We start from the raw sequence: 14,940 nt of genomic DNA on the forward strand, positions 1-14,940 counted from the left end.
TTCGTCGGTGTTCCGGCGGGCGGCGGCTCGGTAGCATGGGGTGAATGAGGATCCGTTCCGGAGCCCGTTTCCGTCCGCAGCAGGCCGGCTGGGCCGTCGTGCTGTTGCTGGCCGCCCTCGTGATGCCGGCACTGGGCCCGGGCAATGCCCTGGCCGCGGCCCTGGCGGTGGTTGCCGCCTATCTGGCCGGGCGCAGGCTGGATTCCCTCGCCGCTTCTGTGTCCATGTTGGGGGCGGGGATCCTGGTCGCAGGTGCGCTGCGGCTGGCCGCCGATCCTTCCGGGGCCGCCTCGAGGTGGCTGTTGGACGTGCTGCTGGTCTTTGCCGCGGTGGTGCTGCCCTGGTGGTGGGGCCGCTACCGTATGCTGCGCACCGCCCAACGCCGACGCGAACACGAGGTCGTTGCCGCCAACGCCAGGCTGCTCGAACGCACCCGCATTGCCCAGGACATGCACGATGAGCTCGGGCACGAGCTGGCGCTCATTGCCCTGGGCGCCGGCGCGCTGGAGGTCGACGCAAACTCCACGGAGCAGGGACGCCGCGCGGCGGCCGACATCCGCGAGCGAGCTGCCCAGGCCATCGATTCGCTGCACGCGATCGTGGCGATGTTGCGTCAGGACACGTCCAACGGCGCTGCCCCGCTGGTACCTGCCGGCGAATCGATCCAGGCACTGGTTGCCCGGGTGCGAACCTCCGGGCTTCAGGCGGACCTCGAACAGGTGCCGGCCCCGCCCGGAACACCGGATCCTCCACGGGAGGTGCAGGCCGCCATGCACCGGGTGGTCCAGGAGGGGCTGACCAATGCGGCCAGGCATGCCCCCGGCGCCGAGGTGCACATCGGGATCGACGAAGGCAAGGACCCGGTGACCATCACGATCGAAAACCGACGCACCTCACCGGCCCCGGCCGTGGGCACCGGAGGTTCCGGGCTCGCCGGGGTCGCCGAACGGCTGCGCATGCTCGGCGGCGCCCTGGAGGCCGGAGTTCACGGGCAGGATTTTCGCCTGGTCGCACGCATCCCCCGGTCATCCCGGCTTCCCGAACCCGGACCCGGACCCGGCACGCTGGCGCTCGGTCCTGCGCCGGTGGACGGGTCGGTGGCCGCGGAGCTTGCCGATGTTCGTCGCACCACGCGCTCGCGGCAATGGGCCAGCGCGTTGCTGCCGCTGGGGCTGGCGACGCTGTTGGCCGGCATCCTGGTGACCGTGCAGGTGCTCACGGTGGTGGACAACGCCCTGGCGCCGTCCGCCTACGCGCAGCTGCGGGTGGGGCAGGCCCGCGCGGAGGTCGTGGCGTTGCTGCCCGCCGGCGGCCTGGACGGCCCCACCCCGATGATTGCCGAGACCCCGGCACCAGGGAACACGACATGCATCTACTACCAGGCACGCAACGGCTTCCTGGATTTCAGCACCGACATGTACAGGCTGTGTTTCGGCCACGGGGTGCTCGTGTCCAAGGACCATCTGTTGCCGCGAAACGAAGGATGACCCCTGTGCCCCTGCCCGAAGTTCCACGACCCGCCTCCGGCCCCGGGGACGGGCCCATCACGGTGTTGTTGGCCGATGACGAGGCGCTGGTCCGCGCCGGGGTCCGGGCGATCCTGTCCTCGGATCCGGGCATCGAAGTAGTGGCCGAGGCGGCCGACGGGCGCGAGGCCCTGGAACTTGCCGCCAGGTTCCGGCCTTCGGTGGCGCTACTGGATATCCGCATGCCGGTGCTCGACGGGCTCGCCGCGGCCCGCGAACTGGCCGTGCGTCTGCCCGGCACTGCCGTCGCCATGCTCACGGTCTTCGGCGAAGACGAGTACATCGACGCGGCGCTGAAGGTGGGAGTCAGCGGCTTTTTACTCAAGGCCTCGGCGCCGCAGGAGCTGATTGCCGGGGTCAAGGCGGTTGCCTCGGGCGCCGCCTATCTTTCACCGCGCGTGGCACGGCGGGTGGTGGACCGGCTGCGCGCCGTCGACGTCGGTGCCCCTCAGGTGGCCCGCGCGGCCGTGGCGCAGCTAAGCGCCAGGGAAACGGATGTGCTCATCCTGCTGGGGGCCGGTTATTCAAATGCACAGATCGGTGCTCGGCTGCACCTGACCGAGGGAACCGTCAAGGGGCATGTCTCGGCAATCCTGCTCAAGCTGGGGGCAGTGAACCGGGTGCAGGCCGCGGTGTTGGCCCACCATGCCGGGTTGGTTCCGCCCGGTTCCTGAACCCAGGGCCGCGGTCACTGCAAAGGCCCCGTGAAGAAATTCTCAATTTCACGGGGGCCTTTGCAGGATGATGGTGAGGCTAACGCGCGGGCTTGTCGCCCGGCTCGTCGGGCTGGATGTCTTTGCCCTTTTCCACCAGCTCCTGCTGGCGGGCTTGGGCCTCGCCCTGGTAACGGACCCGGCGGATGCGGCGGGTCATGTCACGGATCAGGAAGATGGTCACAATGACGAGCGCCGCGGTGGCCACAAAACCCACGAATCCCGGGCCAATGGATTGTGCCGCGTCACCGACGGGCGCGCCGGGAACCGGCGAAGGACTAACTGATGCTGCGTACAGCAGGAACGAATACACGCGCGGGGCTCTTTCTGAAAAAGTTGGCGGCCGGTTTCACCGGCACGTTACCTATCTTAGACCGGCAAACAGGTCGGTCTCTGGGAGTGTGGTGGGAACCGAGGATTCGATCAGGGTGAAGTCCTCCCACGGCCATGACTTGGCGTAGATCGCCTCGGGCACCGCAAAGAAGAAACCGGCCGGATCGATCTGGGTCCGGTGGGCCAGCAGCGCCCGGTCGCGGTGCTTGAAGAAGACGGCGCAGTGGATCTGCGTGGTGGTCTCGTGCGGGGAGACCCAACCGAAGAGCTGCTCGTCAGGGTGTTGCTCCCAGGCGGCAATTCGTTCGGCATACGGCGACTCGATGCCGGCTTCCACCATCGCGTAGTGCAGTGTCTTGAAACGCTCGGGCGCGAAGGCGCGGTCGTAGTACAGCTTGGAGGTTTCCCAGGGCTCGCCGAGTTCCGGGGAGCTGTCGGCCTTGGCCGCTTCCGTAAAGGCGTGCACCGCGACCTTGTGAGCCTGGATGTGGTCCGGGTGCGGGTAGCCGCCGTTTTCGTCGTACGCGATGATCACGTGGGGCTTGAACTCGCGGATCAACTTGATCAACGGTGCAGCTGCCCGGTCCAGCGGCTGCAGGGCGAAGGCGCCGAAGGGAAGTTCCGGCAGCGGGTCGCCCTCGGGCAGGCCGGAATCCACGAAACCCAGCCAGCGGTGCTCGATGCCCAGCACGGCAGCGGCCTCGGCCATTTCCGTGCGCCGCACCCCGGCCAGGTCCCGGTGCGCGTGGGCAAGTTCGCCAACGGCCGCGTTGAGGATGTCTCCGCGTTCCCCCCCGGTGCAGGTTGCCACCATCACCGAAGCGCCGGCCGCAATGTACGCGGCCATCGTGGCCGAGCCCTTCGAGGATTCGTCGTCGGGATGTGCATGGACCGCCAGCAAACGCAGGCCCGTTGAATCAGCGATGTGCTCCACGTTTCGTTCTTCCACCTAGGTAGCTCCAACTTCTCATGCTCGGTGAAGGGTTCCCCTTGCCAAGGCTTAGACTGGTAGGGATGATTTCCCGGCCGCGACGCCCACGAATCGAAAGAGGCGCCAATGTCCAGCTTAACTAATAGGTACGGTTCGCCCAAGCGGGCCCTTCCCAAAAAGACCCGCAAGACGTTGATCATCGGGTCCCTGGGCGTTGGCATGCTGGCCGCACTCTACTTGGCCACGGCAACTCATTCGAACGTGCAGTTCAAGGACAATTCGTTCATCGTCCACTCACCCACGATGGCCACCGCGATTGTGGACATTTCCAAGGAGGCCAGCGCGACCGTGCAGTGCGAGGTGCGCGCCATGAGCGATTCCTACGCTATTGTCGGATGGAAGACGCTGACCGTGGGACCCACCGAGGGCCAGGGCATGACCACCACGCGCTTTGATGTCGATCTGCGCACCGAATCGTTGGCGACCACCGCCGGCATCGAGGAATGCAGAGTCCTCAAGACCGCCTAGATTCCACACGCCTCGAGTGTCTCGGCCATTGTGAAGTCTCCGAGACGCGCCGATACGCCAAAAGCTCAAACCTTGGGCAATTAGCCAAATGACGGCTAATATCTTTCTAATACGTTAATGCCCCGCTACAGAACGTGACGGACAAAGTTCTTCACCCACTGTGCGGGGTCTTTGCTTGCAAGATGTTCGTCGCATCATCGGGCGGGACCATCTCGGCCTGTTGTTCCCCTGGGGAGCTGCGGCCCTGATTACACAAGGAGTACCACGTGACCACGACCAATCATGAACCAGTAATCTGGCTGACCCAAGAGGCGTTCGACCGCCTGACCGTCGAGCTTGAGCACCTCGCTGGGCCGGGCCGCGCGGAAATCGTGGACCGCATTGAACAGGCACGTTCCGAGGGCGACCTCAAGGAAAATGGCGGCTACCACGCAGCCAAGGAAGAACAGGGCAAGGCCGAGGCACGCATCGCGTACCTCAAGGACCTTTTGCGCCGAGCCCACGTGGGCGAGGCACCTGCCGATGACGGAGTCGTCGAGCCGGGCATGCTGGTTCAGGCCATCATCGCAGGCGACAAGACCACCTTCCTGTTTGGCAGCCGCGAGGTTGCCGGGGACACCGACCTGGAGGTCTACTCCGAGCGGTCCCCGATTGGTGCCGCCGTGCACGGCGCAAAGTCCGGTGACACGATTAGCTACACCGCACCCAACGGCAAGGAAATCACCGTCGAAATCGTTTCCTGCAAGCCGTACAGCGCATAGTTACCTTCACCCGCGCCTTGGCGTGATCGGTGGCCCGGTGGCCGCCAATGCTTCACCCGTTTGGATGCCCATCTCCCCCCTCGGGGGCGATGGCCCGGCGGGTTGCAGCATTGGCGGCCATCGGCTTTTGGCCAGTGTTTCCCGTTCGCCCGGGCAAAGGCAAGGCCCCCTTGCTCCATCCACCGCGCCGGTGGATGGAGCAAGGGGGCCTTGATGCGGGGGTGTGGAGTTAGCCGATGATCATCGGCTGGAAGCCCTCGGCCCGCAAGTTGTTCAGCACGTATTCCGAATGCGCGTGCCCCTTGGTTTCCATGTCGATGGTGATAGCCACGTCGCCCATGGACAGTGAACCGCCGACGCGGGTGTGGTCCAGTCGGGTGACGTTGGCATCGGATTCGGCGATGACACGGGAGATCGTAGCGAGCTCGCCGGGACGGTCGTCCAGCATCATCCGCACGGTGAGGTAGCGTCCCGCCGCGGAAAGGCCGCGTTGGATGACCTTGAGCATCAGCAACGGGTCGATGTTGCCGCCGGAGAGGATCACCGCGGTCTTCGTCGGCTTCAGCCCCAGCTCCTCCAGCTTCCCTTCCAGCAGCGCCGCCACGCCCACCGCACCGGCAGGCTCGACGACCAGCTTTGAGCGTTCCATGAGGAACACCAGGGCGCGCGCCAGCGCGTCCTCGGAGACTGTCACGACCTCGTCGACGAGTTCACGAATGATCTGGAAGGGAAGTTGGCCGGGCCGTCCCACGGCAATTCCGTCGGCGATGGTGCGCACGGTGTCCAACGGGACCAGCGCGTCGGCGGCCAGCGAGGGCGGATAGGCGGCGGCGTTCTCGGCCTGCACGCCGATGATCTTGATGTCGCGTCCCAGCTCCTTGGCGCGTGACTTGATGGCCACCGCGACCCCGGCCAACAGTCCCCCGCCGCCTACGCCCATCAACACGGTGTCGACGTCTGGCAGCTGATCGAGGATTTCCAGGCCGATGGTTCCCTGGCCGGCAATGATGTCGGGGTTGTCGAAGGGATGTACGAAGACGGCACCGGTGGCGGTGGCGTAGCGTTCGGCCTCGGCAAGCGCCTCGTCGACGTTGTGACCGTGCAGGATGACCTCGGCGCCGTGATCGCGAGTGGCGGTGAGCTTGGGCAGCGCCACTCCCAGCGGCATATAGATGCGGGCCTTGATGCCGAGCCGGCGGGCTGCCTGGGCGACGCCCTGGGCGTGGTTTCCGGCAGAGGCCGCGACGACGCCGCGGGCACGTTCCTCCGCGGTCAACTTCGCCATCCGGACGTAGGCGCCGCGGACCTTGAAGGACCCGGCACGTTGCAGGTTCTCACACTTGAGGTAGACCTCGGAGCCGATGTCCAGCGACAGTGCGCGCGAGTGCTCCATTGGGGTTTGGACGCTGACGCCCTCAAGCAGGGTCCGGGCCTCTTCGATGTCGGACAGGCTCACCGGGAGTGTGGTCTTCTGGATCATGGGAGCGGCTTTCTTCTGGGCGTGTATGGACACGCAAATGCAATCGGGTCGGGAAGTCTTTCGGGCCAGGACCTTGTGCCGGGCAACGTGGGCGGCGTGCGGGATCAGGAACCTGGGTCTGGTTCTTCTCCGTCAAGGTCTGCGGGAGCCGGTTCCGTGGTGCGGACCGGCTTGGTAATTCGGGATTCTCCCACCGCGGCCATGGCCGCTGTGTGGGCACCGAACGGGTTCTCGTGTTCCCAGCCCCGGTTGGCGATGTACTTGACCACGGTGTTGGCCACTGCCAGCACGGGAACCGCGAAGAGCGCCCCGGCGATGCCGGCGACGATGGAACCGCCGGCCACGGCCATGACGACGGCCAGCGGGTGGAGGCTCACCGCCTTGCCCATGATCAGCGGCTGCAGGATGTGGGATTCGGCCTGCTGCACGAACAGCACCACCAGGAGCATGATCAGGGCATTGACCGGACCGTTGGCCACCAGTGCCAGCAGCACGGCAACCGCGCCGGTGACCAAGGCGCCCACGACCGGGATGAAGGACCCGATGAAGACGAGCACGCCCAGCGGCAGTGCCAGCGGCACTCCGAGGATCAGCGCGCCGACACCGATGCCCACTGCGTCGATGAAGGCGACGAAGAGCTGGACGCGCACGTACACGACCATCGAGGCCCAGCCCCGGCGGCCGGCTCCGTGGGCGGCCGCGCGGGCGCGGCGCGGCAGGATGTTCACGAAGAAGCGCCCGATCCGCTGCCCGTCGAGCAGCAGGAAAATCAGCGAGAAGAGCACCAACAGCACACCGGTAATCAGGTGTCCCACCGTGGTGCCCCAGGACAGCGCGCCGGAAAGGATCGAGGAGGAATTGCTCCTGAGCTCGTTCAGGGCGTCCTGGACCAGCTGGTCGACATCCTGGTTGCTCAGGGCCAGCGGGCCGGTGGAGAGCCAATGCTGGATCTGGCCGATGCCCGTGAGGGCCTGGGACCACAGCGAGGCGAATCCAGTGGCCAGGCGCCGCCCGACGATCGACAGTCCGCCGACGACCAGGCCCAGGAACGCGATCATGGTCACCCCGACGGAAAGCCCCTTGGGGAAGCGCAGGGTGCGGTTCAGGAAGTTCACCACGGGACTCAGCAGCCCGGCCAGCAGGGCCGCGATCATCAGCGGGATCAGCAGCAGGGACACGTGGGACAGCAGCCAGACGGCGATGCCCACGGCGATCACGATGACGATCAGCCGCCAGGACCACGACGCCGCAATCCGCACGCCGTAGGGCAGGTCGTCGGCGTGGGCATGTTCGGCGTAGGAGAGTGCGCTGGCCTCATCGATCACGGGATCGGCGGCCAGGCGATGGCGCGTGGCCTGGGCACTCTGTTGAACAGCTTCGGTGGCGTCAGCCAGGCGCTTGAGGGCACGCGACAGCTTCATGCCGCTCCCCCGCGGGAACCGGGCCGGGGCTTCGCGTCCAAGCGCGCATGCCTTCCGGTCAAATTCATGCTGCCTGAAAATGCCATGAACATACGTTATCCCTTGAGAGTTGCCTGTGCGGAATAGATGACGCACATATTGCAGAAAAACCGCGGGGCAGTACCCAAATCATAGGTACTGCCCCGCGGTTACACAGCAGATTGACTAGTCGTCGCCACGCAGGATGGCCAGAATGCGCAGAATCTCCACGTAGAGCCAGATGAGCGTCACTGTCAGGCCGAATGCAGCTGCCCACGCCATCTTGGCCGGTGCGCCCTGGCGCACGCCCTCGCTGATGTTGGTGAAGTCCAATACCAGCGCGTAGGTGGCCAGCAGCACGGCAAGCACGCCAATGCCCAGGCCGAGCAGGCCGCTGCGCATGCCGAACATGCCGTCGATGACGCCGAACATCATCAGGCCGAAGTTAAGCAGCGAGAACAGGCCGTAGCCGATCATCGCAATCATGAACATGCGGGTCATCTTCGGGGTGGCACGGTACTTGCCGGAGCGGTACAGCATCAGGGTCACGCCGAAGACCGAGAAGGTCGCAAGCACGGCCTGGACGGCGATGCCCGGGTACATGTTCTCAAAGACGCCCGACAGGCCGCCGAGGAAGATGCCCTCGAAGCCCGCGTAGAGCATGATCAGGATCGGCGAAGGCTGGCGCTTGAAGGCATTGACCAACCCCAGGACCAGGCCGACAAGTGCGCCGACAAGCATGAGCCCCGGGAACTGCCAGCCAATTGCGGCACCGATGATGACAAGGCCCAGCGTCAGCATGGTCTTGTTGATGACATCGGCATAGGTCATGCGGCCGGTGTCCTGCGGCGATGCGGACGGCTGCGTGTACAGGTCCTGCAGGGCTTGAGCGCTCATCGGCTGAGCATAGGTTGCGGACGCGGCACCCGTTGCGCCGGCCGCACGGGTCTGCTCGCGGTAGTTCTTGGACTTGAAGACCGGGTTTCCGCCCAGGGCCATGGTGTTTCTCCTCCGTAGGGTTGTTAGTAAATAGCCTACGTTGGTAGAACGCTCGATGCGGACCAATAAATCCCCAAATCACCACCTTTTTGCCGCAAAACGAGTGGTTTCAGATTTTTGGCCCGGAAAGCGGCAGCTCAGTTCATGTGCGCCGGCGCAATCCGTTAACCAGACCGTTATCAAATCCGGCAATCGGGGGAAGCCCAGTCATAGGACTTCAACCTGTCATGGCACTACGATGAGCACACGTGAGTGACATGTATCACACGCGGGCCCGGCGCTGGTGGTCGCGGGGCGGATAGCGACGAGAGGGCTCGTAACGTGCTTCGTCAAGGCAACGCAGCGTTGACCCACTTGGTGGGGGTCGCCGGATTCATCGTCTTTTTTGCGTGGCTGGCCATCGGCTCCGCAGCGCCCGCGCTGGCACAGTACGCGGCCCAGCCCGCCGGTCACATCCAGGTGCCGCTGCAGCAACAGGAACTGACCATCCGCGGCACCCTCCGTGCCGCGTCGGAGCCGATCGCCGGCGTGCGCATCGTGGCCACCACCTCCGACGGATTCAGCGCCGAGGCGACCAGCGACGAGAATGGCCGCTGGGTCATCGTGGTTCCGGAAAAGGGAACCTACGAGGTCCTGCTGGATGTCGCCACGCTGCCGGCGGACAAGCCATTGGGCGAGGGAGAAGAGAATCCGCGCATCGTGGAGTTCGGCACCTCCTCGAATATGGGAGTCATTTTCAAGGTCGGTGAGAGCGCCGCGGTTGAAACCGCTAGCTTTGGTTCGATCCTGGCCGAGCGTGCCGTGGCCGGCCTGAGCTTCGGCCTGCTTCTGGCCCTGACCGCGGTCGGCTTGTCCCTGGTCTTCGGCACCACCGGACTGACGAACTTTGCCCACGGCGAAATGGTCACCTTTGGTGCCGTCGCCACGTTCGCGCTCGCTGCGTGGGGGTTTCCGCTCTGGGCCGCGCTGGCGGTTGCCGTCCTGTTGGGCGGCGCGCTTGGATGGGTACAGGATTGGGGCCTCTGGAAACCGCTGCGGCACCGCGGCTCGGCGCTGGTGCCCATGATGATCGTCTCCATCGGGCTTGCCCTGGCCATGCGGTACATCATCCTGTTCTTCTTTGGCGGAACCACCGAGCAGCTGCCCTCGGCGCAAAGCCCGATCGTTGAGGTGCTGGGCGTCTCCACCTCCCGCAATACCCTGGTGTCCCTGGTGGTCTCGCTGGCGGTCATCATCGTGGTCGCGTTGCTGTTGCTCAAGACCCGGTTCGGCAAGGCGACCCGTGCCGTGGCGGACAATCCGGCGCTGGCCTCCGCCTCCGGCATCGACGTCGACCACGTCATTCGCATGGTGTGGGTGGTCGGCAGCATGCTTGCGGCGCTGGGCGGGATCCTGTGGGCCTACTACCGCCCCGGCGTCGCCTTCAACATGGGCCAGCAGATCCTGCTGATGATCTTCGCGGGGGTCACCCTGGGCGGCCTCGGCACGGTGTTCGGGGCGCTGCTTGGCTCGGTGCTGGTCGGGCTCATGGTGGAGATCTCGACGATCTGGCTGGAGGCTGACCTGAAGTACGTCGGAGCCCTGGCCGTCATGATCCTGGTGCTGCTGTTCAAGCCCCAGGGACTGCTGGGACGCCGCGAGCGTGTGGGCTAGGGGAAGGAACGAATCATGGACTTCGCCGCGATCTTCACCAATGCGCTGACGGAAATCGTCAGCCCAATCACCGCGTCCTACGCGCTGGCCGCGCTGGGGCTCGCCGTCCATTTTGGCTATTCGGGGCTGCTGAACTTCGGCCAGGCCGGCTTCATGGCGGTCGGCGCCTACGGCTTCTCGATCTCGACCCTGAGCTTTGGGGCCCCCTTGCCGGTTGCCGTGCTGACGGCGCTCGTGGCCTCGGTGCTGTTCGCCCTGCTGCTGGGCATACCCACGCTGCGCCTGCGCGCCGACTACCTGGCCATCGTGACGATCGCGGCAGCCGAGATTGTGCGCTACATCGTCACCACGAACTCGCTAACCAGCGTCACCGGTTCGGCCAACGGCCTGGCCACGTTCGAGCGCGGATTCTACGAGCTGAACCCCTTCCCGCCGGGCGACTACCCGATCGGCCCGCTGAACTTCAACGACCGCAGCCTTTGGGTGACGATCGTTGCCTGGTGCCTCGTGGTGCTCTGCGCCCTGATCGTGTGGGCGCTCATGCGAAGCCCGTGGGGCCGGGTGCTCAAGGGCATCCGCGAGGACGAGAACGCGGTCCTCTCGCTGGGCAAAAATGTCTTCGTGTACAAGATGCAGGCACTGATCATCGGCGGCCTGTTCGGTTCGCTCGCCGGCATCCTGTTCACCCTGCCCACGGGAGCGGTCCAGCCGGCCAACTACGGTTCCGAATTGACCTTCTTCTTGTGGACGGTGCTGCTGCTGGGCGGCATGGCCACGGTCTTCGGCTCGGTGCTCGGAGCCATGATCTTCTGGGTCGTGCTCTCGCTGACGCAGGGCATCCTGCTCGGACTCATCGAGTCCGGATACATCACCATCCTCTCAAGCGCCCAGGCCGGGCAATTGCGCTACATCCTGGTGGGGGTGGCCCTCATGCTGCTCATGATCTTCCGCCCGCAGGGAATCCTGGGCAACAAGAAGGAGCTGGCGTTCTCATGAATGATCCGCAGCAAATTCCGCCGGTGCAGGTCACCGGCCAGGGACCCGGATCCGTCCCGGCCACCGTTGAAGGGCCCATCTCCGTGGGTGCGGCCACACCCGGTTGCAAGAAGGTCGACCCCATCGTCGTCGCCGACGGCGTGCGCCGCACCTATGGAGCGCTCAAGGCGGTGGATGTGGACCATGTCGAGATCCCGCGACACCGGATCACCGCCCTCATCGGCCCCAACGGCGCGGGAAAAACCACGTTCTTCAACCTTCTTACGGGCTTCGACACCCCCGACTCGGGATCCTGGACCTTTGACGGGCATGCCCTCGCCGGCGTCAGGTCCCACCGGGTGGCCAGGATGGGCATGGTGCGCACCTTCCAGCTCACCAAGGTCATGGGCAAGCTCACCGTCCTGGAAAACATGCGCCTCGGCGGTGCCGAACAGCCCGGCGAGGCGCTGTGGCGGGCCATGTTCCCGTGGCTGTGGCGGACGCGCGAGGCCGAACTCACCCGCACCGCCGATTCCCTGTTGGCCATGTTCAAGCTGGGCGAGAAGCGTGAAGACTACGCGGCATCGCTCTCCGGCGGCCAGCGCAAGCTCCTGGAAATGGCCAGGGCGCTGATGGCGGACCCGAAACTCATCATGCTCGACGAACCCATGGCGGGGGTCAACCCCGCGCTGACCCAGTCGCTGCTCGACCACATCAAGAACCTCAAGTCCACGGGCATGAGCGTCCTGTTCGTGGAACACGACATGCACATGGTCAGGCACATCGCCGACTGGGTCATCGTGATGGCGGAGGGCCGCGTCGTGGCAGAGGGGCCGCCGCACGAGGTCATGCAGGACCAGGCCGTCATCGATGCCTACTTGGGGGCGCACCACGATGTCGACCTGGGATCGCCCGAGGGAGCCGCACGGCTGGAGGACGTCCTGAGCGAGGACGCCGAGTCCGTGGTGGGCACCGCGGACGCCGGGGAGCTTCTGACGGTGCACGAGGAACCGGACACCCCGGAACCGGGCGGGAGGGAATCATGAGTGTCGAGGCGGAGGCCGCGGTAGTCAGCGTCACCGATCTGGTCGCGGGCTATTTGCCCGGGGTCAACATCCTCAATGGCTGCAACCTGGAGGCGCGCCCGGGCGAACTCATCGGCATTATCGGCCCCAACGGGGCGGGTAAGTCGACGCTGCTCAAGGCAATGTTCGGCCTGGTGAAGGTCCATTCCGGACGCGTGGTCGTCCACGGGGCGGACTTGACCGGGCTGAAGGCCAACAAGCTGGTCTCCCGTGGGTTGGGTTTCGTGCCGCAGAACGACAACGTCTTCCCGACGCTGAGCGTGCAGGAAAACCTCGAGATGGGCATCTTCCAGCGACCCAAGGACTTCGCGTCGCGGTTCGAGTTTGTCACCTCTCTCTTTCCGGAACTGGGCAAGCGTCGGGGCCAACGTGCGGGTTCCCTTTCCGGCGGCGAGCGGCAAATGGTGGCCATGGGACGGGCGCTGATGATGGAGCCGGCAGTGCTGCTGCTCGACGAGCCGTCCGCCGGCCTATCCCCCGTGCGCCAGGATGAGACGTTCCTGCGCGTGCACGAGATCAACCGCGCCGGCGTGTGCGTGATCATGGTTGAGCAGAACGCCCGGCGCTGCCTGCAGATCTGCGACCGCGCCTACGTCCTGGACCAGGGCAGGAACGCGCACACGGGAACCGGACGCGAATTGCTGCACGACCCGAAGGTCATCCAGCTCTATCTGGGGAACCTGGCCGAAACCGTGGAACGCGAGGAAGCGGACCGCGAGACGCCGCCGCCGGCGGTATAGCGCGCTCCCTGCAAGGTTCCGGCATGGAAGAGGACCGGAGCGGGCGTCTTGCCGGCTTCGGTCCTCTTCACGATCCCTGCCGGGGCGGGTCGCTAGACGGCCCCGGACTCCTCGCGCAGCGGCTTGGGAACGTTGTTGCCGTCGTACTGGTAGACGCCCATGATCCCCTCGGTGATGTCACCCTTCTCGTCGTAGGTCACCGGACCGGCAATGCCGTCGTAGTCGATGTCCTTGCCTTCGTCGAGCAGCTTCTTGCACGCGGCAAAGTCGGCGCACTTCTCGCCGTCGCGGGAGACCGCCTGCAATTGCGCGGCGATTGCCGCGCCGTCATTCGACTTCGCTACCGTGGAGGCCAGCGCGATCAAGGTGGCGGCGTCGTAGGATTCCGCCGCGTAGTTCCAGTCCTTGAGCGAGTCGTTCACGGATTCAAGGCGACCCTTGAAGTCGTCCTTCGCGAAGGAGCCCGGTTGGGTTCCCATGGCGCCCTCGAGGGTTCCCTTGTCGAAGTCCTTCGAGTAATCAAGGATGTTGCCGTCCACGAAGTACACCGTGGAGGGATCCACGCCCTTTTGGATCAACAACGGAATGATGGAACGCGCCTGGTCGAAACTGAGGACGGCGATGGCATCGGGATTGGCGCCCACCACCTCGTCGACCTGGGATGAGAACTGAGAGTCCCCTTCGTTGAACATCGATTCCGCGACGATTTCCCCGTTTGCCCCTTCGACGGCCGTCCGGATGTTCTTGGCCAGGCCGGTGCCGTAGGCATCGTTGAGTACGATCATCCCCACCGTTGCGGCGCCCTGGCCCACCATGACGTTGCCGAGGATCCTGCCCTGCATGACATCCGAGGGAGCGGTGCGCCAGTACAGGCCCTTGTCGTCCCAGGTGCTGAAGTCCGGGGAGGTGTTGGCCGGAGACATCATGAGTGTTCCGGATCCGGTGACCTGGTTGATGACCGTCTTGGTGACGCCGGAGGAAGCCGCGCCAATGATCGCGGCGACGTCCTGGCCGAGCATTTCATTGACCGATTGAGTGGCGATGTTGGTCGTGGTGTCGCCGGAGTCGCGGTGAATGACGGTGACGTCCTCGCCGTTCACTCCGCCGGCCTCGTTGATTTCCTTGACGGCAAGGTCAACGCCAGCGGTCATGGGCGGACCAAAGAAGGAGAGGTTGCCGGTGTTGGGCAGCAGCGTTCCCAGCTTGAGCGGCCCCTCCGCGGCGGGCGCCGCTCCGGTGGCCGTGGGCGAAGCGCTGGGCGCGTCGCCGCCCCCGCCGGCGCATGCGGTGGCGGTCAGTGCCAGCGCAGCTCCGACGGCCAGATATCGGCTTCCTCGAGTAAAACGCGACCGTGCAAGTGCGATCATGTTAATTCTCCTCAAAAGTGTGCCCGCAAGGCAGCGGCCCGATGGGCGGCCAAGGTACCTCGGCTATTAAGGAACGTAGCCCAAAAAACCCGAGAATATAAGGAGAAAACCATTACATCAAGATAACGGAGGCACCGGGAAGGCCACCCGATTAACGACCGAGGGGTGTGCCCGGACCTTCCGGTCCGGGCACACCCCTCGGTGTCATTTGTTGTACCCCCAGTGGGACTCGAACCCACAAGCCTTTCGGCAGCTGATTTTAAGTCAGCCGTGTATGCCAATTCCACCATGGGGGCCTACTGGACCAAGCGTACAAGATCGTTCCCTCGGTTGAGAAACGACTGGGTACGCGCCCCGGCATGAGGAAGGGCGGCGACATCGACATTCTCGGTTCCCGGGCCGTGGGCCTA

The 14,940-nt window shown here is 65.2% G+C and carries 14 protein-coding genes and 1 tRNA gene; 8 read left to right on the forward strand and 7 right to left on the reverse strand.

The features are described 5' to 3' along the window. Window positions 1–44 precede the first annotated feature (44 nt). Together OIU93_RS01425 and OIU93_RS01430 are read left to right on the forward strand one after the other, a co-directional pair. Window positions 45–1,487: a sensor histidine kinase gene (locus tag OIU93_RS01425; protein ID WP_264268267.1), complete on the forward strand. Its 1,443-nt coding sequence runs from the start codon at window positions 45–47 to the stop codon at window positions 1,485–1,487. 5 nt (window positions 1,488–1,492) lie between these two features. After that, complete coding sequence (locus OIU93_RS01430; RefSeq protein ID WP_372342847.1) at window positions 1,493–2,200, forward strand: response regulator; 708 nt, start codon at window positions 1,493–1,495, stop codon at window positions 2,198–2,200. Between the two features lie 79 nt (window positions 2,201–2,279). Here the strand turns inward: OIU93_RS01430 and OIU93_RS01435 are convergent, their stop codons facing one another. After that, window positions 2,280–2,552 (reverse strand): hypothetical protein, encoded by a 273-nt coding sequence (locus OIU93_RS01435; protein WP_264268268.1) that lies wholly within the window; start codon window positions 2,550–2,552, stop codon window positions 2,280–2,282. Window positions 2,553–2,603: 51 nt separating this feature from the next. Further along, on the reverse strand, window positions 2,604–3,521 hold the full coding sequence (mca, locus tag OIU93_RS01440; RefSeq protein WP_264268269.1) for a mycothiol conjugate amidase Mca: 918 nt from the start codon (window positions 3,519–3,521) through the stop codon (window positions 2,604–2,606). A 108-nt stretch (window positions 3,522–3,629) separates the two neighbouring features. On the opposite strand from mca, the gene OIU93_RS01445 reads away from it, so the two are divergent. Both OIU93_RS01445 and greA read left to right on the forward strand, forming a co-directional pair. Next, on the forward strand, window positions 3,630–4,031 hold the full coding sequence (locus tag OIU93_RS01445) for a DUF4307 domain-containing protein (RefSeq protein WP_264268270.1): 402 nt from the start codon (window positions 3,630–3,632) through the stop codon (window positions 4,029–4,031). 266 nt (window positions 4,032–4,297) lie between these two features. After that, the gene (gene greA / locus OIU93_RS01450; protein ID WP_264268271.1) at window positions 4,298–4,792 is read left to right on the forward strand and encodes a transcription elongation factor GreA; all 495 of its coding nucleotides are present in this window, start codon (window positions 4,298–4,300) and stop codon (window positions 4,790–4,792) included. Between the two features lie 229 nt (window positions 4,793–5,021). Here greA and ilvA read toward each other — a convergent pair whose 3' ends face one another. The 3 genes from ilvA to OIU93_RS01465 form a co-directional block, all read right to left on the reverse strand. Further along, complete coding sequence (gene ilvA, locus OIU93_RS01455) at window positions 5,022–6,272, reverse strand: threonine ammonia-lyase (protein ID WP_264268272.1); 1,251 nt, start codon at window positions 6,270–6,272, stop codon at window positions 5,022–5,024. A 104-nt stretch (window positions 6,273–6,376) separates the two neighbouring features. Then, entirely contained in the window at window positions 6,377–7,693 is a 1,317-nt protein-coding gene (locus tag OIU93_RS01460) for an AI-2E family transporter (protein ID WP_264268273.1), read from the reverse strand. A gap of 204 nt (window positions 7,694–7,897) precedes the next feature. Further along, on the reverse strand, window positions 7,898–8,710 hold the full coding sequence (locus OIU93_RS01465) for a Bax inhibitor-1/YccA family protein (protein WP_264268274.1): 813 nt from the start codon (window positions 8,708–8,710) through the stop codon (window positions 7,898–7,900). 354 nt (window positions 8,711–9,064) lie between these two features. On the opposite strand from OIU93_RS01465, the gene OIU93_RS01470 reads away from it, so the two are divergent. Genes OIU93_RS01470 through OIU93_RS01485 form a run of 4 tightly spaced genes read left to right on the forward strand, consistent with a single transcriptional unit; the run spans window position 9,065 to window position 13,163 of the window. Further along, the gene (locus OIU93_RS01470) at window positions 9,065–10,363 is read left to right on the forward strand and encodes a branched-chain amino acid ABC transporter permease (protein WP_372342859.1); all 1,299 of its coding nucleotides are present in this window, start codon (window positions 9,065–9,067) and stop codon (window positions 10,361–10,363) included. A 15-nt stretch (window positions 10,364–10,378) separates the two neighbouring features. Continuing rightward, window positions 10,379–11,359, forward strand: a complete 981-nt coding sequence (locus OIU93_RS01475; RefSeq protein WP_264268275.1) for a branched-chain amino acid ABC transporter permease — start codon at window positions 10,379–10,381, stop codon at window positions 11,357–11,359. Further along, entirely contained in the window at window positions 11,356–12,384 is a 1,029-nt protein-coding gene (locus OIU93_RS01480) for an ABC transporter ATP-binding protein (RefSeq protein WP_264268276.1), read from the forward strand. The genes OIU93_RS01475 and OIU93_RS01480 overlap by 4 nt, the downstream gene beginning before the upstream one ends. Beyond that, window positions 12,381–13,163 carry an ABC transporter ATP-binding protein gene (locus tag OIU93_RS01485; protein WP_264268277.1) on the forward strand — a complete coding sequence of 261 codons (783 nt, stop codon included), beginning with the start codon at window positions 12,381–12,383 and terminating at the stop codon, window positions 13,161–13,163. The genes OIU93_RS01480 and OIU93_RS01485 overlap by 4 nt, the downstream gene beginning before the upstream one ends. A gap of 92 nt (window positions 13,164–13,255) precedes the next feature. On the opposite strand, the gene OIU93_RS01490 is transcribed toward OIU93_RS01485, so the two are convergent. Continuing rightward, window positions 13,256–14,530: an ABC transporter substrate-binding protein gene (locus OIU93_RS01490; RefSeq protein WP_264268278.1), complete on the reverse strand. Its 1,275-nt coding sequence runs from the start codon at window positions 14,528–14,530 to the stop codon at window positions 13,256–13,258. A gap of 214 nt (window positions 14,531–14,744) precedes the next feature. Next, window positions 14,745–14,826: transfer RNA gene (locus tag OIU93_RS01495), tRNA-Leu, on the reverse strand. Window positions 14,827–14,940: the final 114 nt, after the last annotated feature.

It is taken from the genome of Paeniglutamicibacter sp. ZC-3 (assembly GCF_025847175.2).
Lineage (GTDB): Bacteria > Actinomycetota > Actinomycetes > Actinomycetales > Micrococcaceae > Paeniglutamicibacter > Paeniglutamicibacter sulfureus.